At 64.3% G+C, this 18,165-nt stretch carries 22 protein-coding genes and 1 pseudogene; 9 read left to right on the forward strand and 14 right to left on the reverse strand.

Annotated features, from left to right (window positions below):
- Positions 1 to 15: 15 nt before the first annotated feature.
- Positions 16 to 1,410, reverse strand: coding sequence for a M28 family peptidase (locus A9D14_RS09800; RefSeq protein ID WP_066845794.1), 1,395 nt, complete (start codon positions 1,408 to 1,410; stop codon positions 16 to 18).
- Between the two features lie 148 nt (positions 1,411 to 1,558).
- Here A9D14_RS09800 and ettA point away from each other — a divergent pair, with 148 nt between their 5' ends.
- Both ettA and A9D14_RS09810 read left to right on the forward strand, forming a co-directional pair.
- Complete coding sequence (gene ettA, locus A9D14_RS09805; protein ID WP_066845796.1) at positions 1,559 to 3,232, forward strand: energy-dependent translational throttle protein EttA; 1,674 nt, start codon at positions 1,559 to 1,561, stop codon at positions 3,230 to 3,232.
- Positions 3,233 to 3,239: 7 nt separating this feature from the next.
- On the forward strand, positions 3,240 to 3,506 hold the full coding sequence (locus A9D14_RS09810; RefSeq protein WP_066845799.1) for an acylphosphatase: 267 nt from the start codon (positions 3,240 to 3,242) through the stop codon (positions 3,504 to 3,506).
- A 177-nt stretch (positions 3,507 to 3,683) separates the two neighbouring features.
- On the opposite strand, the pseudogene A9D14_RS20285 reads toward A9D14_RS09810, so the two are convergent.
- The 4 genes and pseudogenes from A9D14_RS20285 to A9D14_RS20045 all read right to left on the reverse strand — a co-directional run.
- A pseudogene (locus A9D14_RS20285) lies at positions 3,684 to 3,869 on the reverse strand (chloride channel protein); the annotation flags it as partial.
- Positions 3,791 to 4,360, reverse strand: a complete 570-nt coding sequence (locus tag A9D14_RS09815; RefSeq protein WP_269769197.1) for a chloride channel protein — start codon at positions 4,358 to 4,360, stop codon at positions 3,791 to 3,793. The gene A9D14_RS09815 and the pseudogene A9D14_RS20285, both read right to left, overlap by 79 nt.
- Positions 4,263 to 4,508 carry a chloride channel protein gene (locus tag A9D14_RS20290; RefSeq protein WP_269769228.1) on the reverse strand — a complete coding sequence of 82 codons (246 nt, stop codon included), beginning with the start codon at positions 4,506 to 4,508 and terminating at the stop codon, positions 4,263 to 4,265. The genes A9D14_RS09815 and A9D14_RS20290 overlap by 98 nt, the downstream gene beginning before the upstream one ends.
- Before the next feature lie 33 nt (positions 4,509 to 4,541).
- On the reverse strand, positions 4,542 to 4,766 hold the full coding sequence (locus tag A9D14_RS20045) for a hypothetical protein (RefSeq protein ID WP_232468497.1): 225 nt from the start codon (positions 4,764 to 4,766) through the stop codon (positions 4,542 to 4,544).
- A gap of 281 nt (positions 4,767 to 5,047) precedes the next feature.
- Here A9D14_RS20045 and A9D14_RS09820 point away from each other — a divergent pair, with 281 nt between their 5' ends.
- Complete coding sequence (locus A9D14_RS09820) at positions 5,048 to 6,061, forward strand: RcnB family protein (protein WP_066845801.1); 1,014 nt, start codon at positions 5,048 to 5,050, stop codon at positions 6,059 to 6,061.
- 198 nt (positions 6,062 to 6,259) lie between these two features.
- Entirely contained in the window at positions 6,260 to 6,934 is a 675-nt protein-coding gene (locus A9D14_RS09825) for a prolyl hydroxylase family protein (RefSeq protein WP_066848841.1), read from the forward strand.
- Positions 6,935 to 6,963: 29 nt separating this feature from the next.
- On the opposite strand, the gene A9D14_RS09830 is transcribed toward A9D14_RS09825, so the two are convergent.
- Complete coding sequence (locus A9D14_RS09830; protein WP_332459767.1) at positions 6,964 to 7,374, reverse strand: metallopeptidase family protein; 411 nt, start codon at positions 7,372 to 7,374, stop codon at positions 6,964 to 6,966.
- Positions 7,371 to 9,002, reverse strand: coding sequence for a lysine--tRNA ligase (locus tag A9D14_RS09835; protein ID WP_066848843.1), 1,632 nt, complete (start codon positions 9,000 to 9,002; stop codon positions 7,371 to 7,373). Before A9D14_RS09835 ends, A9D14_RS09830 begins: the two co-directional genes overlap by 4 nt.
- Positions 9,003 to 9,443: 441 nt before the next feature.
- Here A9D14_RS09835 and A9D14_RS09840 point away from each other — a divergent pair, with 441 nt between their 5' ends.
- From A9D14_RS09840 to A9D14_RS09850, 3 genes are read left to right on the forward strand one after another with little or no spacing between them, the layout of a single operon-like run.
- Positions 9,444 to 9,884 (forward strand): hypothetical protein, encoded by a 441-nt coding sequence (locus tag A9D14_RS09840; protein WP_157668186.1) that lies wholly within the window; start codon positions 9,444 to 9,446, stop codon positions 9,882 to 9,884.
- A gap of 2 nt (positions 9,885 to 9,886) precedes the next feature.
- On the forward strand, positions 9,887 to 10,669 hold the full coding sequence (ppk2, locus tag A9D14_RS09845; RefSeq protein ID WP_066845805.1) for a polyphosphate kinase 2: 783 nt from the start codon (positions 9,887 to 9,889) through the stop codon (positions 10,667 to 10,669).
- On the forward strand, positions 10,669 to 11,112 hold the full coding sequence (locus tag A9D14_RS09850) for a hypothetical protein (protein WP_066845808.1): 444 nt from the start codon (positions 10,669 to 10,671) through the stop codon (positions 11,110 to 11,112). The genes ppk2 and A9D14_RS09850 overlap by 1 nt, the downstream gene beginning before the upstream one ends.
- Positions 11,113 to 11,387: 275 nt before the next feature.
- Here A9D14_RS09850 and A9D14_RS19435 read toward each other — a convergent pair whose 3' ends face one another.
- The 4 genes from A9D14_RS19435 to A9D14_RS09870 all read right to left on the reverse strand — a co-directional run bounded on the left by A9D14_RS19435 (position 11,388) and on the right by A9D14_RS09870 (position 14,203).
- Positions 11,388 to 11,855, reverse strand: coding sequence for a hypothetical protein (locus A9D14_RS19435; RefSeq protein ID WP_198302000.1), 468 nt, complete (start codon positions 11,853 to 11,855; stop codon positions 11,388 to 11,390).
- 43 nt (positions 11,856 to 11,898) lie between these two features.
- The gene (locus A9D14_RS09860; protein ID WP_066561326.1) at positions 11,899 to 12,720 is read right to left on the reverse strand and encodes an IS5 family transposase; all 822 of its coding nucleotides are present in this window, start codon (positions 12,718 to 12,720) and stop codon (positions 11,899 to 11,901) included.
- A gap of 174 nt (positions 12,721 to 12,894) precedes the next feature.
- Entirely contained in the window at positions 12,895 to 13,116 is a 222-nt protein-coding gene (locus tag A9D14_RS09865; protein WP_083987833.1) for a DUF2188 domain-containing protein, read from the reverse strand.
- A gap of 31 nt (positions 13,117 to 13,147) precedes the next feature.
- Positions 13,148 to 14,203 carry a ribonucleotide-diphosphate reductase subunit beta gene (locus A9D14_RS09870; RefSeq protein ID WP_066845810.1) on the reverse strand — a complete coding sequence of 352 codons (1,056 nt, stop codon included), beginning with the start codon at positions 14,201 to 14,203 and terminating at the stop codon, positions 13,148 to 13,150.
- Between the two features lie 547 nt (positions 14,204 to 14,750).
- On the opposite strand from A9D14_RS09870, the gene A9D14_RS09875 reads away from it, so the two are divergent.
- Both A9D14_RS09875 and A9D14_RS09880 read left to right on the forward strand, forming a co-directional pair.
- Positions 14,751 to 14,963, forward strand: coding sequence for a hypothetical protein (locus tag A9D14_RS09875; RefSeq protein WP_066845812.1), 213 nt, complete (start codon positions 14,751 to 14,753; stop codon positions 14,961 to 14,963).
- Between the two features lie 315 nt (positions 14,964 to 15,278).
- Complete coding sequence (locus A9D14_RS09880; protein ID WP_066845814.1) at positions 15,279 to 15,497, forward strand: DUF2171 domain-containing protein; 219 nt, start codon at positions 15,279 to 15,281, stop codon at positions 15,495 to 15,497.
- A gap of 89 nt (positions 15,498 to 15,586) precedes the next feature.
- On the opposite strand, the gene A9D14_RS09885 is transcribed toward A9D14_RS09880, so the two are convergent.
- Genes A9D14_RS09885 through A9D14_RS09895 form a run of 3 tightly spaced genes read right to left on the reverse strand, consistent with a single transcriptional unit; the run spans position 15,587 to position 18,165 of the window.
- Entirely contained in the window at positions 15,587 to 15,886 is a 300-nt protein-coding gene (locus A9D14_RS09885; RefSeq protein WP_066845823.1) for a polyhydroxyalkanoic acid system family protein, read from the reverse strand.
- Between the two features lie 4 nt (positions 15,887 to 15,890).
- Complete coding sequence (locus A9D14_RS09890) at positions 15,891 to 16,370, reverse strand: PaaI family thioesterase (RefSeq protein WP_066845826.1); 480 nt, start codon at positions 16,368 to 16,370, stop codon at positions 15,891 to 15,893.
- On the reverse strand, positions 16,360 to 18,165 hold the full coding sequence (locus tag A9D14_RS09895; protein WP_066845828.1) for an acyl-CoA dehydrogenase C-terminal domain-containing protein: 1,806 nt from the start codon (positions 18,163 to 18,165) through the stop codon (positions 16,360 to 16,362). Before A9D14_RS09895 ends, A9D14_RS09890 begins: the two co-directional genes overlap by 11 nt.

The raw sequence follows: 18,165 nt of genomic DNA on the forward strand, positions 1-18,165 counted from the left end.
CCCTTTTTTGTATCCTCAATCCGCCTGCAGCGCACCGGGCGCATTGGCCAGCAGCGCCACCGTGGCCGTCCAGGCCGCGACATTCTGGCGAAGCTGGGCAGGGTCGATCTTGTCCAGCGTATCGTCGGGCGTGTGGTGCAGGTCGAAATAGCGCGTGCCGTCCTGCTGCAGGTCGATCACCGTCGGCTGCACCGCCTCGACGATCGCGCCGGTGTCCGCGCCGCCGGTCGCCGGCTGCGTTCCGCGCGTCACGCCCATCGGGGCCAGCAGCGCCGCCAACCGGTCGGCCAAAGGCTGGCCAAGCCGCGTGGTATCGACCCGCCACACTCTGTCGGCACCGAAATCGCTCTCCATCGCAAAGGCATGCGCCTCGTCCTTGTGCGCCGCGCCATAGGCATCGCCGCCGAACACCCCGACTTCCTCGGCGCCCGCGAACAGCAAACGGATCGTGCGGCGCGGCTGCCCCATGGCGGCGACGCGCTTGGCAGCCGCCGCGATGATGCCGCAGCCCGCCCCGTCGTCGAACGCACCCGTCGCCAGGTCCCAGCTGTCGAGATGGCAGGCCAGCAGCGCCACGCCGGCATCAGGATCGCTGCCGGGAATTTCGGCGATCACATTGCCGCTTGTCGTCATGCCCATGTCGCGCGGGGTGAGCGTCAGTTTCAGCATCAGCGGCTGGCCGGCGGCAGCCGCCCGCTGCGCCATGCGCTCTAGGTTTTCGGCATCGGGGATCGACAGCGCGCCTGCGGGGATCGCGTCCTGCCCTTCCTCGAAACTCGTCCCGCCCGCATGAGGGTTGCGGTGATGGTCGGTGCCGATCGACTTGATGACGATGGCCGATGCGCCCTTCTTTTCCGCCAGCGAAGCGCCGGTCCAGCGCGCGGGACCAGCCAGCCCATAGCCCGATCCGTCCTGCGTCGGCTCCATGCCGTGCGAGATATAGGCGATCTTCCCGTCGAGGCTCCCGTCCGGCACCGCCTCAAGCGCTGCGCGCGAGGGGAACACGGCGACCTCGCCGGTCATCCCCTGCGGTCCGGTCGACGCGCTGTTGCCCAGCGCGGTGACATGCATCGGCTGCCGATAGGGCGCGACGATCTCGGCCTCTTCCTCTCCGCGAACCCAGGTCCGCATCTGGAACGGCTCGTCCCGTACGTTCGAGAAGCCCTGCGCCTTCAGCCAGCGCATCGCCCATTCTCGGCCGCGCGCCTCGTCCTCGGTCCCCGCCATGCGCGGCCCGATCTCGGTCGTGATGCCCTCGACGAAATCCCAGGCGATGTCGTCGTTCGCCAGCGCTTCCTCTCGGGCAGCGGCGATTTCCGCATCGGGCATCTGCTGCGCGGCTGCGGGCTGCACGGCAAGGGTGGAAACGCTGGCGGAAAGCGCGGCAAGCGCGAGAAGGGTCTTGTGCATGCGCGAAGTGCTAATGCGCCGAACCCACGCTGTCGAGCCGGAGATTGGCGGATTGCCCACATCTCGCTAACGGCTTGCCCGATGCGGCCGCAGCCCCTATCTGCGCGGGCAAACCTCCTTACACCTTTTCCTTCACGAAGGACGTCCGATGGCCGCCCAATACGCATATGTCATGAAGAACATGACAAAGACCTTCCCCGGCGCGCAGAAGCCGGTGCTTTCCGACATCAACCTGCAGTTCTACCAGGGCGCCAAGATCGGCATCGTCGGCCCCAACGGCGCAGGTAAATCCACGCTGATCAAGATCATGGCCGGCGTCGACAAGGACTATACCGGCGAAGCATGGGCGGGTGAGAACATCACGGTCGGCTATCTTGAGCAGGAGCCCGAGCTTGATCCGACCAAGACCGTGCTGGAAAACGTCAAGGACGGCGCGCGCGAAACCGCGGACATGGTCGAACGCTTTAACGCGATCGGAATGGAAATGGCCGAGGAAGACGCCGATTTCGACGCATTGGGCGCCGAAATGGCCGAGCTTCAGGACAAGATCGACGCGGTCGATGGGTGGACATTGGACAACCAGCTGGAAATCGCGATGGAGGCCCTGCGCTGCCCTCCCGGCGACTGGCCGGTGACCGACCTGTCGGGTGGTGAAAAGCGCCGCGTGGCGCTGACCCGCCTGCTGATCCAGAAGCCGTCGATCCTGCTGCTCGACGAACCGACCAACCACCTCGATGCCGAAAGCGTCGAATGGCTGGAAAACCACCTCAAGGAATATGCGGGCGCGGTGCTGATGATCACCCACGACCGCTACTTCCTCGACAATGTGGTGGGCTGGATCCTCGAACTCGATCGCGGGAAGTATTTCCCGTACGAGGGCAACTACTCCACCTACCTCGAAAAGAAGGCCAAGCGCCTGTCGCAGGAAGAGCGCGAGGAAAGCGGCCGTTCCAAGGCTCTCAAGGAAGAGCTGGAGTGGATCCGGCAGACCCCCGCCGCGCGCCAGACCAAGTCCAAGGCGCGTATCCGCAAGTTCGAGCAGCTGCAGGAAGCACAGGCCGACCGCCGTCCCGGCAAGGCCCAGATCGTCATTCAGGTGCCCGAACGTCTTGGCAGCAAGGTGATCGAGGCGAAGAACATCACCAAGGCCTACGGCGACAAGCTGTTGTTCGAGGATCTGTCCTTCATTCTTCCGCCCGGCGGCATCGTCGGCGTGATCGGCCCCAACGGCGCGGGTAAGTCCACTCTGTTCAAGATCCTGACCGGCAAGGAAACGCCCGACAGCGGCGAGGTTGCGATCGGCGAGACCGTCCACCTCGGCTTCGTCGACCAGAGCCGCGATCACCTCAACGACAAGAACAATGTCTGGCAGGAGATCTCCGACGGGCTCGACTACATGAAGGTCAACGGCCACGACATGTCGACGCGTGCCTATGTCGGCGCGTTCAACTTCAAGGGCCAGGACCAGCAGAAGAACGTCGGCAAGCTGTCGGGCGGCGAACGCAACCGCGTCCACATGGCCAAGATGCTGAAGGAGGGCGGCAACGTGCTCCTGCTCGACGAACCGACCAACGACCTCGACGTGGAAACGCTGGGCGCGCTGGAAGACGCGATCGAGAATTTCGCGGGCTGCGCCGTGGTCATCTCGCACGACCGCTTCTTCCTCGACCGTCTGGCGACCCATATCCTGGCGTTCGAGGGCAATTCCCACGTCGAATGGTTCGAAGGCAACTTCGAGGCCTATGAAGAGGACAAGCGCCGCCGCCTGGGCGACGCGGCGGACCGCCCGACCAAGCTGCAATACAAGAAGCTGACGCGCTGAGGGCGGCTTGGCGGCGGTTCGGCTCATCCTCCACGGAAAGGTCCAGGGCGTGTTCTATCGCGACTGGACCGTTTCCACCGCGCGCGATTTCGGCCTGACCGGCTGGGTCCGCAACCTGCCCGACGATACGGTCGAGGCATGGTTGGAGGGTGACGGCACCGCCATCGACCGCATGATCGCGGCGATGCAGGACGGCCCGCCCCGCGCCCGGGTCGACAATGTCGACCGCGAGGATGTCGAAGCGGAAGGTTTCGGCAGCTTCGACAGGCGCTAGGCGGCGGGCTCGCCCCGTTTCGTCTTGCCTTTTGCCTTGGACAGGACCGAGCGCGGCGGGAAATCTCGCGCCAGCTCGTGATAGAGCCGCTTGCGGCAAACCATCGATCCCGCCCAGTCCGATCAGGGCAGTGGCGAACAGCGGCAGGATCGCATGGCTGCTGTCGGTCGCCTCGCTCAGGATGATCACCGCGGTCAGCGGCGCGCGCACAACGCCGGTGAGGTAGCCTGCCATGCCCAGCAGCACTATCAGCCCCGCCCGCTCGGTCGGGAACAGCGGGGCCATCAGTTCGCCGAAACCGGTGCCCACCGCGAGCGAGGGCGCGAAGATGCCGCCCGCGATCCCGCTGGCGCTGGTCGCCAGAGTGGCCGCGAACTTGGCGGGGCCGTACCACCAGAAGCCGCCCCCCCCTCCAGCATGGCGCGGGTCGGTTCATAACCGGTGCCCGCGGTCAAACCGCCGCTGGCGAGGCCCAGCAAGGCCACGATCACGCCGCAGACAAAGGCGCTCAGCAGCGGCCGCGCCTTCAGCCTCGCCGCCAGTGCAGAGCCAGAACCGCGCAGCGCCAGAATCGCGCGGCTGAACAGCCCGCCCAGCACGCCGCCGACGATCCCCGCAAGCGGCGCGGCAAGCACGACGGTCCCGATCGACAGCCCGCCGCCCATCTGTCCGAAATAGACGTAATTGCCCGCCAGGCCCTGCGTGGTCAGGCCCGCGATCATCACCGCGCCCATGACCAGCATGGCCACGCGCTGCTCATAGGCCACGGCCAGCTCCTCGATCGCGATGGCGATTCCCGCCAGCGGCCTGTTGAAAGCCGCCGCGACGCCTGCCGCTCCACCCGCGATCAGCACGCACGGCGTCATCGGCACGCGCAGGAAGCGGGTGGACGGCCGCCATGATCGCCGCGCCGAGCTGCACCGTCGGCCCTTCGCGGCCCACGGCCCCGCCGCCCGCCAGTGCGCCCAAGGTCAGGACGATCTTGCCCACCGCCGAGCGCATCGACACCAGCGCACGCGCCGCCCGTCCGCGCGGCTAGCGGCTGGCCGCGATGATCTGCGGAATGCCCGATCGGCACGCTTCGGGGGCCAGCCTGGTCTGGATCAGCGTGATGCCGACAAAGATCGGAGGGGTCATCACAAGCGGAATCAGCGGATCGACCGGCCTTACCCGCAGGAACAGCCAGTGCGCCAGATCGGCAGCCTGCGCGAACAGGATGGCGATGATGCCCACCGGCACCCCACCGATCGTGGTCGCCACCCGCCGGCCTCACTTACGCCGGCTGATCAGCAATTCGGAAAGAAGGTCTGGCAAAATGCGGCTGGCCGGCCGGTTGCGTAACAAGCCACCTATGGCCTCGATACCGAGCCGTCCACCCCGCAGGTCGGCGCAAATCGAGTCGTTCAGAAAAAAAGCCGCATTAATGAATGGCCGCGAACCGGTTCAGAATTGCGACAGGCGGTTATGAATACAACGAGTCCATCAGAAAACGGCGCGAGGTCCCTTGGAAGCCCTCACGCGTTCACAGTTCGGAGAATGCCATGAAAGGGTTCGAAAACCTGAAAAGGCTTACCGGTCTGGCGCTGGCGACCACGATGCTGGCCGGCGCACCGGTCACGCAAGCCGCGGAAGCGCGGATCGCTCAGCAGGCCGCCGACCGGTCCGCCGTGCCGGTAACTCCGGCAAGCGCCCTCGCGCCGGGTGACGGTCCCTGGAACCGTGCGCGGCAGAATGCCGAGAATCGCCGATCCTCGGGTCGCCAGCAACCCGCCGCGCGGCAACGCAGCGAACCGCGAGTGCGAAGCGAACCGCGCCCGCAGATGCGGCAGGCACAGCGGGCGGAACCGCAGCGTACCCCCCGCAGCCAGCAGGAACGGCTAGTAACCCGCCCCGCGATGCGCGGGGACGGCGGCGCCCTTGGTCGCCCCGACCGGTCGGCCAATCGTCCCGAAACGCGTCCGGTCATCGGCCAGGATGGCCGCAACCGCAACTATGCCGATCGGGACCGCAATCGCAGCTATGCCCACCGCGGCGAGCCGGGCTGGCGCGGCGACAGGAACCGGGACCGCGATGGAGAGCGCGGCTGGAAACGCGACCGCGACGGCGATCGGAATTGGGACCGCGACCGTGACAGGGATCGCGACAGGGACCGAGATCGCTTCCGCGACCGCAGGCATGACAATGATCGCTGGCGCGACAACGATCGCCGACGCTATGGCGACAATCGCTGGCGCGGCGACCATCGCAGGTGGGATCGCAACTGGCGCGGCAACAACCGTTACGACTGGTACCGCTATCGCTCGTACAACCGGAACCTCTATCGGGCCGGTGCGTATTATGTGCCTTATCGCGACTGGAGCTACCGCAGGGTCGGTGTCGGCTTCACGCTTGGCTCGCTGTTCTACAGCTCGCGATACTGGATCAACGATCCGTGGCGCTATCGTCTGCCGGAAGTGTACGGCCCCTACCGCTGGGTTCGTTACTATGACGATGTGATGCTGGTGGACATGTACAGCGGCGAAGTCGTGGACGTCATTCACGATTTCTTCTGGTAGGGCCGCAAGGGTCGCAGACCTTCGCCGGTAAGGCGGAGCCTGACAGAAGCGAGGCCCTCGTCTGGCGGCGGGGGCCTTTGCTTGTGCGGGATGCAAGCGATGGCTTGAAAGCGGCTGCCTTGCGTGCTTTACGAATCCGCGACAGGCATCGGCCCGATCGCGGGCGACCGGGCGGCACCGGTCCCGCAGGATGACATCATGGCGAAAGTCGCAAAGATCGACGAGACGAACCGCAAGCAGCTGAGCGCGATGAACAGCGCGACGCTGGCCCGCATACGCGCCGACGACAGCGTTCAGGTCCTGTCGGACGACGGTCTGCAGCTGTTCGGCATCCCCGATTTCTTCTCGGCCGAGGAATGCGAGCGGCTGATGGAGATGATCGACATGGTCGCTCGCCCCTCTCCCGTGTTCCAGGTCGATTACGGCCGCCAGGCGCGCACCAGCTTTTCCGGTGACCTCAACCATAACGATCCCTTCGTGCGCAGCCTGCACCGCCGGATGGACGATCTGCTGGGCGTCGACGAGCAGTTCGGCGAGACGCTGCAGGGCCAGCGGTACGAGGTGGGACAGGAATTCAAGCCGCACCACGACTGGTTCGACACCAGCCAGGATTACTGGAAGGGCGACGTCGCCAGCGGCGGCCAGCGCGCATGGACGCTGATGGTCTATCTGAACGAGGTGGAGGAAGGCGGAAACACCGATTTTCCCAAGGCCAACATCTCGGTCCCGCCCCAGCCCGGCACCCTGATCATGTGGAGCAACGTGCTGGCCGACGGGAAGCCCAACATGGACACACTGCACGCCGGAACGCCGGTGGTGAAGGGCGTGAAATATGTCGTCACGCGCTGGTACCGCGGGCGGCGGTGGTACTAGGCGGCGGTGGTGCAGGGGAAGACACGTCGCTAATCCGGCGCACCATCCTCCAGCGCGTGCATGTCGTCGTCCGAGAGTCCGAAATGATGCCCGATCTCATGCACCACCACATGAAAGATCAGAGCATCCAGCCTGCCGCCCGATTCCACCCATTCGGCAAGCAGCGGCAGGCGGAACAGCGTGACGACGGGCGGCATGTCGCCGCTGTCCCAGATCGATTGCTGGTCCAGCGGGCGGCCGTGATAGAGCCCGGTCAGCTCCCACGGATTCTCGATCCCGAGTTCGCGCAGGACCTCGTCCTCGGCGAAGTCGGCGACCTGCACGACCACGCCTTCGACATGGGGTTTGAACGCATCGGGCAGGCGCGCCATCGCCGCCATCGCCATCGCCTCCAGATCGGAGGTGCCGGGCGGTTCGCCGGTGATGCGCGTGCCGGTCACGCGCGCTCCAGCGCCTCGGCGATCAGGCGGCGGGTGTTGGCGACGCCATAAAGAGCGATAAAGCTGCCCATGCGCGGGCCCTGGCTTGAACCCAGCAGGGTTTCGTACAGCGCCTTGAACCAGTCGCGCAGATTGCCGAAGCCGAATTCCTCGCGCTTGCCGATCTCGTACACTGCGGTCTGCAGATCCTCTGCCGGCGTGTCCTCGGCGAACCCGGCCAGCGCATCGTCCAGCGCCTTCAGCGCCGACGCTTCGTTTGCTTCCGGCGCGCGGCGCTGCAGCGTGGGCGCGACGAACGCATCGTTATAGGCCAGCGCAGACGTGACCAGCGCATCCAGTGCCGGATGCGCTGCCGGATCGGCATCATCGACATAATTGCCGAGATAGGCCCACACCTGCTCGCGCGTGGCATCCGCGCCCAGCACGCCGACAAGGTTCAGCAGCAGGCCATAGGTGACCGGCAGGCTGTCCCCTGCACCCGGCGGCAAGCCGTCCTGACCGTGCCCGCCATTAGCGCCCAGCAAATGCCAGGCCGGATTGCCCAGCTGCTGCTCCACGGGCTGCTGCGGCAGCTTTTCGCGGAACTGCCAGTATTCGTCGACCGCGCGCGGGATGACGCCCACATGCAGCTGCTTGGCGCTCTTGGGATTGGCGTAGAGATAGTGGCCGAGGCTTTCCTCGGTGCCATATTCCAGCCACTCCTCGATCGTCAGACCGTTGCCCTTGGACTTCGATATCTTCTCGCCATTCGCATCCAGGAACAGCTCGTAGATCATGCCATCGGGCTTGCGACCGCCCAGGATCTTCGCGATCTTGCCCGACTGGGTGACGCTGTCGGTCAAATCCTTGCCGCACATCTCGTAATCCACGCCCAGCGCGACCCAGCGCATCGCCCAGTCGACCTTCCACTGCAGCTTGGACTTGCCGCCAAGAATCGACTGCGTGACCACGCTGCCGTCGCTGTCGGTGAAGCGGATCGTGCCTTCCCCGGCGTCCACAACCTCGACCGGCACCTGTAGCACTTCGCCCGTCGAAGGGCTGACCGGCAGCACAGGCGAATAGGTCGCGCGGCGTTCCTCGCGCAGGGTCGGCAGCATCACCGCCATGATCGCGTCGAAGTTGCGCAGCACGTTCTTCAGCGCATCATCGAAACCGCCGCTGTTGTACCGCTCGCTCGCCGCCACGAATTCGTAGTCGAAGCCGAACCGGTCGAGGAATTCGCGCAACATCGCATTGTTGCGCCCGCCGAAACTGTCGTTGCTACCGAACGGATCGGGGATCCGGCTCAGCGGCATGCCCAGATGTTCGGTGAGCATCTCCTTGTTCGGCACGTTGTCGGGCACCTTGCGCAGCCCGTCCATGTCGTCGCTGAACGCGACCAGCCTTGTCGGATGGCCGCCGGTCAGCACTTCATAGGCGCGGCGCACGAAAGTGGTGCGCAGCACTTCCTGGAAGGTGCCGATATGCGGCAGGCCGCTGGGGCCATAGCCGGTCTCGAACAGCACCGGGACCAGATTGCCGCCTGCGTCCCGCTTGCCGCCGGGGTAGCGTTTCGCCAGCCTCTGCGCCTCTTGGAAGGGCCAGGCCTTGGAGTTCGCGGCTGCCTCGCGCAGCGTGTCGGCGGTCATCGTGTCCATGGCGCGGGCCTTGCGGCAAACGGGGGCGAATCGCAAGACCCGCGGCCCGTGTTTGTGGCCCCCGCCTGCCCCCCCGCCTGCCCCACCCCCGCCGCATTCACAGCCGATTTGCTGCTGCGACATGAACGGCGGATAAACCTGCGATAAACCGCAGATGAACGCGCTCTGCCGGGCTTTTGCAGCGCACATCTGGCCGCTTGGCTGCTGCAATTCGCGCCGCCCGCCCCCATATTCAACATCGACCCGGACAAGGCAAACGCAAGCCGAAGCCGGACGTTGAAAAGGCCGGATGGTCCGCACTTCATTCCCCTCCCCCTGTGCGGTGCCGTCCGGCCGATTTCCCCTTCCCCACCTTCAAATCGCTGTTGAGCCGCCATGGCTTTTCCCTAAGCTGCCAGCCTGTTGTTCGGGCCTGCCGCGAAAGGGTTTATCATGCGCGCTTTTCTTCCCGTCATTGCCGCCGCGTCGCTTGTCGCCGCATTGGGTGGCTGCACCACTATGGGGCAGGCGGGCGGCGGGCTGGCGGGAGACGGTGCGCCGCAAACCGCCGCGACCTGCCCTGACGAAACGCGGGAATGGGCCGCATGGAGCAACGCCATGCCCGGTCCGGGCGCCGCCCCGACCCTAATCGTTACCGGCAAGGTATTCGTGCCCGCCGGCACTTCCGCCACGCTGAGCGCGGGGCCGACGGACCGGATGATGCCGCCTTCGCAGCGCTTCACGCTGGCGCTGTCGTCGCGGCCCGATGCGCCGGGCGGGTGGCAGCCAGTGCGCGGCGAGATCACGCCAGCGCTGGCGCAATACCGATCGGTCATCGTGGGCTGCGACGGGGCGGCCGTGGCCACGATCACCGACATCCAGACGGCGCACTGACGATGGGCGGCATCAAGAAATCCGACTATTACGACGCGCTGGAAGGACTTGAGCACGAGCTGGTCGGCATGGCGCGCTGGGCGCGGGCCAGGGGCGAGCGGATCGTGGTGATCTTCGAGGGGCGCGACACCGCGGGCAAGGGCGGCGCGATCAAGGCGATCGCGGGCTGCCTGGACCCGCGCCAGTGCCGGGTGGCGGCGCTGCCCAAGCCTTCGGAGGACGAGCAGGGCCAGTGGTATTTCCAGCGCTATGTCAGCCATCTGCCCACCAGCGGAGAGATCGTTCTGTTCGACCGCAGCTGGTACAATCGCGCCGGGGTGGAACGGGTGATGGGCTGGGCCGGCGAGGACGAGGTGGCCCGCTTCCTGCGCGACACCCCGGTGTTCGAGAAGATGCTGGTCGACGACGGGATCCGCCTGTTCAAATACTGGCTGAGCTGCGACCAGGAACACCAGGAGGAACGCTTCAAGGAGCGGCTGGACGATCCGCTCAAGCGCTGGAAGCTGTCGCCGACCGATGTCGCGGCGCGGTGGAAATACCGCGACTATACCGCGGCGCGGGAAGCCATCTTTGCGGAGACGCACATGGGCTGGTCGCCGTGGACGGTGGTGGATTTCAACGACCAGAAGCGCGGGCGGCTGACCCTGATCCGCAATCTGCTGGACCGGCTGCCGGACACGCATGTGCCGCCCGAGGCGATCGACTGGCCCGAACTGGGCCACGAACCTTACGGCGAGGAATTCGAGCGGCTGGAGCCGATCGAGCCGTTTCCGATGAAGGACTGATGCGGCCGGATCGACCGGCTGCGGCGCTGAAGGCCCATGTGCTGGGAGCGGGCGCGCTCTATTTCGCGGCGGTGTTCGCGCTGGGCTTCGTGCTGGGTACGGTGCGGGCGGTGTGGCTGACCCGGGCGCTGGGCGCCCTGCCCGCGGTCCTTGTGGAATTGCCGGTGATGCTGGCGGCCAGCTGGCTGGTGGCGCGCTGGCTGATGCGGCGGCAGATGCTGGCGGGGCGCGTGTTCGGCAGGGCAGAGGCGCTGGCGATGGGCGGGTTCGCCTTCATCCTGCTGATGCTGGCCGAAGCGGCGCTGGCCTTCGTGCTGGCCGGGCAGGGTCCGGGCGAGTGGCTGTCCGCGATGGCGAGCCCTGCAGGTCTTGCGGGGCTGACCGGCCAGATCCTGTTCGCGCTGATCCCGCTGCTGGCGCGGCGCGGCGGGCGGCTCGCCTAGGGGATCAGGTTGACACAGGCGACACATCCTACAGAGGCTGTCACCCGCTGTTTCGCCGCGGAATTGTACGGGTTTCGGGTCATTGGTTGACACCTGCGGGGGCCGGAGAAAACCGCTGTGCTTGCGAGGGACGACGATGGGAAAGAGCCAGCGTCGGTTATGGCAGGGTGTGGTGGTGTAGGAAAATAAACCCGCTGATTAAGCTCGCAAGTTACTTACGCTTTGGTGGAGGCGGCGGCAATGGCGGAGCAGCAGACCGCGTTTTATCACCAAGATCAATTCGTCGCGGGGGCGGCGGTGTTGGACGCGGGGGAGGCGGCGGCGCGCGGCGATCGTTCGACATTTGTTACTCCCACACTTAAAATAGCAGCCAAGCCAATAAGAACGAGACTGATGACGAAAGATACGAATGCCGCAAGTTGAGATTTTCGGACATATCGATTTTCTTCTGGCTCAGTATAGTTCGCGATTTTCTTAGTATAATAATCTTCGACTTTCTTTTGCTGCGAAAGATACGCTTTTGAAGAAAAATAATGCTCAGAAAGCCCCGATACAACGGATACGACTAAAGACAATAGCGATCCAATAACCAGCATCTGAAGCAAAACGCCTTCGAGACCTCGTTCCTTCAAAAGGAAGCCTGCAATTAGGACAATTAAGGCTGAAGATAGCTGTATCAGCGTTTTTACGAGGCTATCTTCGGCTTCCCGTCGAGCAGTGATTAATGTTGTCCGCTCTTGCATCATGATCCTATAAGAGTCTGATTCAAAACTAACCGATGTGATTTCATAGCCTTGTGATGCGGCGCGTGAGGAGCTGGATCGATGCGATGAACAGCCACGCGGTTGCCGAGGCGATGGTCTGCTCGAAGTCCTTTGCGAGACGCCGGTTTCGGTTGAGCCATGCCAAAGTGCGCTCGACAGCCCAGCGGCGTGGGAGAACCACAAAGCCCTTTGCTTTGTCGGACCGTTTGACGATTTCGATGGTCCACTTACCAACCCTGCGCAACGCCTGACGGAGCTTGTCGCCAGCATATCCGCCATCGGCGAAGACATGCCGTAGCCACGGGAAGCGATGGATGATTTCGGCGAGCACCAGCGGTGCGCCATCACGATCCTGGATGTCGGCGGTGTGGATTACCGCATGAACGAGATTTCCATCGGTGTCGGTGAGGATGTGGCGCTTGCGTCCCTTGATCTTCTTGCCTGCGTCATAGCCCCGTGGGCCGCCACTTTCCGTGGTTTTGACGCTCTGGCTGTCGATCACTCCGGCGCTTGGCGACGCCTCGCGGCCTACAGCTTCGCGCCCGATCAGCAACAGGACATGATTGAGCGACAGCCACAGCCTGTTATCACGCCACAGGTAGAACCAGCGCCGCACCGTCGAGACTGGCGGAAAGCAGGGCGGTAGCATCCGCCATGGCAGTCCGCCCCGCAGCAGATACAGGATCGCTTCGACAATCCGCCGCAGCGGCCACTTGCGAGGGCGGCCAACATGAGAAGGTGGCGGGAAGAACGGCTCCAGCACCGCCCATTCGGCATCGGTCAAATCACTTGGCAATGCCAGTTCCGCGCGGGCATACAGTGCGCGAGTGGTGTCGGTCCACATCGTTGATTTCCTTTGGTTCGTTGCAAAACCGCTGAATCAACGACTTGGGTAAGCGTCAAGCTAACCAGCTGATACCACTCAACTTAATTTCGGATCAGGCTCTAACATTCGTCAGGATCACAATCATCTAATGGGTGGGGAGCGCTTTCCTTAGTTGCCAACTTCTTCGCCCTCTTAGCCCTTCGTCGAGCGAGGATCGCGGCCGTAGGTGTTTCTCTCACGTATTTGACCATTTTCTTTGGTCAAATAGGCTTCACCACCTGACGCCCTTGCTCTCGATTTGGCTTCCGACCAAGCATCCGCTTGCGTCCGGTGCACCGACGTCGCGCGTTCATTGCCTGCGCCCTTCACCTGCCAACCATTGGGATGTTTTGTGGCCCAATAATCATCTGCCATTTCGCATACTCCTCCGTTGTTAACTCAACCCTCACTCCGCCGCTTCAGAATCCCCGAACAGCCCCGGACCGTCGCTCTCGACCGCGTCGTTGGCGCTGGTGCCGGCGCTGGCCTTGCGGCGGTTGTCGAAATTGGCCCAGACGGTGTTCCAGTCGCCCTTGGTCGCGCCCTTCGAATATTCGGTCGCGCGGGTCTCGAAGAAATTGGCGTGCTCGACGCCGTTCAGCAGCGGGGAGAGCCACGGCAGCGGGTGCTCTTCCTGCATGTAGATCGCGGGCAGGCCAAGCTGGCCCAGGCGCCAGTCCGCGATGTAGCGGATGTATTTCTTGATCTCCTTGGCGCTCATCCCCGGGACCGGACCCTGTTCGAACGCCAGGTCGATGAAGGCGTCTTCCAGCCGCACCGTCTTTTGACAGGTGTCGATGATGTCTTCCTTCACCGACTTGGTCAGGCAGCCGCGCTCGGCGCAGAAGGCGTGGAACAGGCGCATGATGCCTTCGCAGTGCAGCGTCTCGTCACGCACCGACCAGGCGACGATCTGGCCCATGCCCTTCATCTTGTTGAAGCGCGGGAAGTTCATCAGCATCGCGAAGCTGCCGAACAGCTGCAGCCCTTCGGTAAAGCCGCCGAACATCGCCAGCGTGCGGGCGATATCCTCGTCCGTGTCGACGCCGAACTGCTGCAGATAGTCGTGCTTGTCCTTCATCTCGGCATATTCGAGGAACATGCCATATTCGCTTTCGGGCATGCCGATGGTGTCGAGCAGGTGCGAATAGGCCGCGATATGCACCGTCTCCATGTTGGAGAAAGCGGTGAGCATCATCTTGACCTCGGTCGGCTTGAAGACGCGGCCGTATTTCTCGTGATAGCAGTCCTGCACCTCGACGTCCGCCTGGGTGAAGAAGCGGAATATCTGCGTCAGCAGGTTGCGTTCGTGGTCGGACAGCTTCTGCGCCCAGTCGCGGCAATCCTCGCCCAGCGGCACTTCCTCGGGCAGCCAGTGCAGCTGCTGCTGGCGTTTCCAGAAGTCGTAGGCCCACGGATATTCGAACGGCTTGTAGGTCTTGCGGGCTTCGAGCAGCGACATGGTCAGCGTGTTCCTTATCGAATCGGCCAGTTGGCGGGAGAGGGGCGCAAACGGGCGGCAAACGCCGCAACATGTGCCCATCCCCCTGAACGAACCACAATATCTAGCATCAAATCGCGATGCGTGCGCCCCGTCGGCGCGGGGAAAAAACGCTTATCCCCAATTCAGCGGCGACCCCGGGCGCGGCCCGGCGCGGGATAACGCACGACGCCGCAGCAGCCGCGAGAGGCGGCATGGGCGCGGCGATAATGCGGCGGGCCGGCAACAATCGAACCTGCGACGAACCGTTGATCGCGCGGGGTCAGCGCCCTGTCGCATAACAGGCTGAATATGGCGGAAATCGGGCGGATTTCAAGGAACGGGCGGGGGGCATGGCTCGTTCTAGTTGCAGGCCGCCCGATGTGCATCCCCTTCGTGTCGGGCGGCTCCCAGAGCGGGTCTTCGATGGTCCGCCAGGAAGGTCGCAAAGGGGTCAAGGAGAGGAACGACGATGGGCCAGCACAAGGTCCACTGCGAACGCGGGAAGAGGGCCAGCGGAAATGCACAAATGGCCATGCCCGCGAAGGCACAGGATGGCGCGAAGCCACAATATGGGAAGACGGCTGCCGGGACTGCGCCGGCCGAAACGGCGAAAAGCTGGTTCGGCGGCAATTACCTCGGCGCGGCGCCTCCGGCCAGCGCGCGCCCGGAACTGAGCCGCGGCGGTTGGGGCACCAAGAGCCGCGAGGACGAGATCACGCTCTGCCGGCTTAAGATCTAGGCGATCTTCCCGCGCGACAGGCGCAGCGAAATTCGGCCCGGACGTTCGGTCCGCCGAGGTCGATCAAAGACAGGACCGAGATCATGTAGATAGTGCATGGCCCTTCTGGCGGTTCGGGGCCATGACCTTCCCCTCCCCCACCATAGCGTGCGGGGAGGGGTTTTCTTTTGCGGCCGCGGGAAAGGGCGCGCGATCTGCGAAGCGTGGCTGACGGGCGGCGAGCCGAGGAACGGAATCGCCCCCTCATCCGTTCTATATATGAACACGTAATCAAGGGGTTAGGACCTGGTCCTCACGATCCCGGAAAGGAAATTCATGTTTGAGAAGCTACGCATCAAGGAGCACATGGAAGTCGCTAATTCGGCCGGACAGCATGTCGGCACGGTGGACGAGGTCGAGAATGACCGCATCAAGCTGACGAAGTCCGATGCCAGCGACAACATGCACCATTTCATCGCGGTCGACGACGTCGACAAGATCGATGACAACCGTATCTATCTGAAGGACACCGCGCGGATTCCCACCGGCGTATGATCGGATAGACAGCTAGAACCGCCTAGCGACCCCGGCGCCCGCATGGGCTGCCGGGGTCGTTGCGTTTGCGGCTGTTGCGTCGGCCCGGATCAGGGCTTCTGCAGCATCTTCTCGGCGCTGACCTTCACGAAGTCGGCGATCTGGCCGCGCATCATCTTCAGGAAGACCGGCACGCTGACCTCGGCATCGAGGCGGTCATCCTCGATCCGGATGGCGACGGGGATGCGCTGCCCCATGGCGTTGATTTCCAGCTGCAGCATATCGTCGGACACGAAGTTCGACGTGAGCGAGCCGCCGCCGGGGATGTGCTGTTCCAGCTTGGGCAGCCCGGCTTCCAGTTGGCGCTTCGCCTCGGCGCGGCCGAGGTCGTGGGGGACGGTGATTTCCATTGTCTTATCCTTGATTGCTGCGCGAATTGCTGCGCGGCGCGCGGGCCGCCAGCAGCAGGGTCGATGTGGCACTGGCGTAAAGGCGGTCGCCGGCGTCCAGGATCTCGGCCCTGGTATGGGCGACGCGGCGGCCCATGCTGACCACCGTGCCGACGGCGCGTACCTCGCCCACGCTCTCGTCGAGCGGGGCGTGGTACGAGATCTTGAGTTCCAGCGTCACGCAATCCGACAAGTCGCGCGTCGCGGATTTCGCCGCCAGCCCGCAGGCCGAATCGAGCATGGTGGCCGCGAAGCCGCCATGCGCGATGCCGAGCGGATTGTAGACCCGCCGCGAAGGCTTGGCAGTGAACACCACGCGCCCCTCCTCCGCTTCGGTCAGGTCGATGCCCATCAGGTCCATCATCGGGGGCCTGATCCCCCGCTCGATCATCAGCCTGATCTCGTCGAGACCGGTTGTCGGCTGCACCGGCGCCTCAGAACTCATCTTCGGTGAACGCCATCATGGATTTCTTGCCCGAACGGATCGCCAGGAAACTGGCGGTCGCCTGCGGCAAGATGCGTTCGAAGAAGAAGGTCGCGGTCTTGATCTTGGTCTCGTAGAACGCCTTGTCTCCTTCTTCACCATTTGCGCTGCCGAAGAAGATCTGCAGCCCCGCGATCTTGGTCGCCTTGGCAAAGCAGTAACCCATCGCCACCAGGCCCAGCAGCCGCAGATAGTCGGTTGCCGCCGCGCCCGCTTCCTCGGGATCGGCCATGCCCTTTTGCGCGATGGTCGCGGTAGACAATTGCAGCGCGCCGAACGCCTTTTCCAGCGCCTCGATCATCGGCTGCATCGGGCCTTCGCCCTTCGATTCCTCGATGAAGTTCGACACGGGGTGGAAGAAGCTGCGCAAATTGCGCCCGAAATTCGCGCCCATCTTGCGGCCGACCAGGTCCAGCGCCTGGATGCCGTTGGTGCCTTCGTAGATCTGGCAGATGCGCGCGTCGCGGACATATTGCTCCACGCCGCTTTCGCGGATGTAGCCGTGGCCGCCATAGACCTGCACCGCCAGATTGGCGCTCTCGGTCGCGAGATCGGTGAACAAAGCCTTCACCACCGGCGTCATCAGCGCGGTGAATTCCTCGGCGCGCTGGCGCACTTCGGGATCGGGCGAATGCTTCTGCGCGTCCAATGCGCGCGACACCCATGCGGAAAGCGCACGGCAACCCTCGTTATAGGCGCGCATCGTCAGCAGCATGCGGCGCACGTCGGGGTGCACGATGATCGGATCCGCCGCCTGTTCGGGATATTTCGCCCCCGACAAAGCGCGGCCCTGCACGCGGTCCTTGGCGTACCACACGGCGGATTGATACGCCGCCTCGCCCACGCCCAGCCCTTGGATGCCCACCGACACGCGTTCGGTGTTCATCATGGTGAACATCGCGGCCATGCCCTTGTTGGGTTCGCCCACCAGCCAGCCGGTCGATTCGTCGAAACTCATCTGGCAGGTGGCCGAGCCCTTGAGGCCCATCTTGTGCTCGATCGCGGTGCAGGTCACGCCGTTCGCGGGACCGACCGAGAAGTCGTCCTTGGGCATATATTTCGGCACCAGGAACAGGCTGATCCCCTTCACCCCCTCGGGCGCATCGGGAAGCCGCGCCAGCACGAGGTGGACGATGTTCTCGGCCAGGTCATGGTCGCCCGCCGAGATGAAGATCTTGTTGCCGGTGACCTTGAAGCTTCCGTCGTCCCGCGGCTCCGCCTTGGTGCGCAGCATGCCGAGGTCGGTGCCGCAATGCGGTTCTGTCAGGCACATGGTGCCCGACCATTCGCCGCTGATCATCTTGGGCAGCCATTTCGCCTTCAGCTCGTCGCTGCCGTGGCCCTTGATCGCGGTGGTGCCGCCGTGGGTCAGGCCGGGATAGAGGCTGAACGACAGGTTCGCCGAACAGATCATTTCCTCGACCAGCTTGTTCAGCGCCTCGGGCAGGCCCTGCCCGCCATATTCGGGATCGCTGGCCAGCGCCGCCCAGCCCGCGGCGGTGAACTGGTCGTAGGCGTCCTTGAAGCCCTTGGGCGTGCGGACCACGCCATTCTCATGGGTGCAGCCCTCCTCGTCGCCCGAGCGGTTGAGGGGGAGCAGGATGTCGCGGCAGAACCTGGCCGCTTCCTCCAGCACGGCGTCGGTGAGGTCGGTGTCGAACTCCTCCATGCCGGGCAGGTCGCCAAAGCCGTCGTCGTTGTGAAGCTCGTTCAATACGAAGCGCATGTCGCGCAGCGGAGCGTTATAGACTTGCAT

The sequence above is a fragment of the Croceicoccus marinus genome (assembly GCF_001661675.2).
In the GTDB taxonomy this organism is placed as follows: domain Bacteria; phylum Pseudomonadota; class Alphaproteobacteria; order Sphingomonadales; family Sphingomonadaceae; genus Croceicoccus; species Croceicoccus marinus.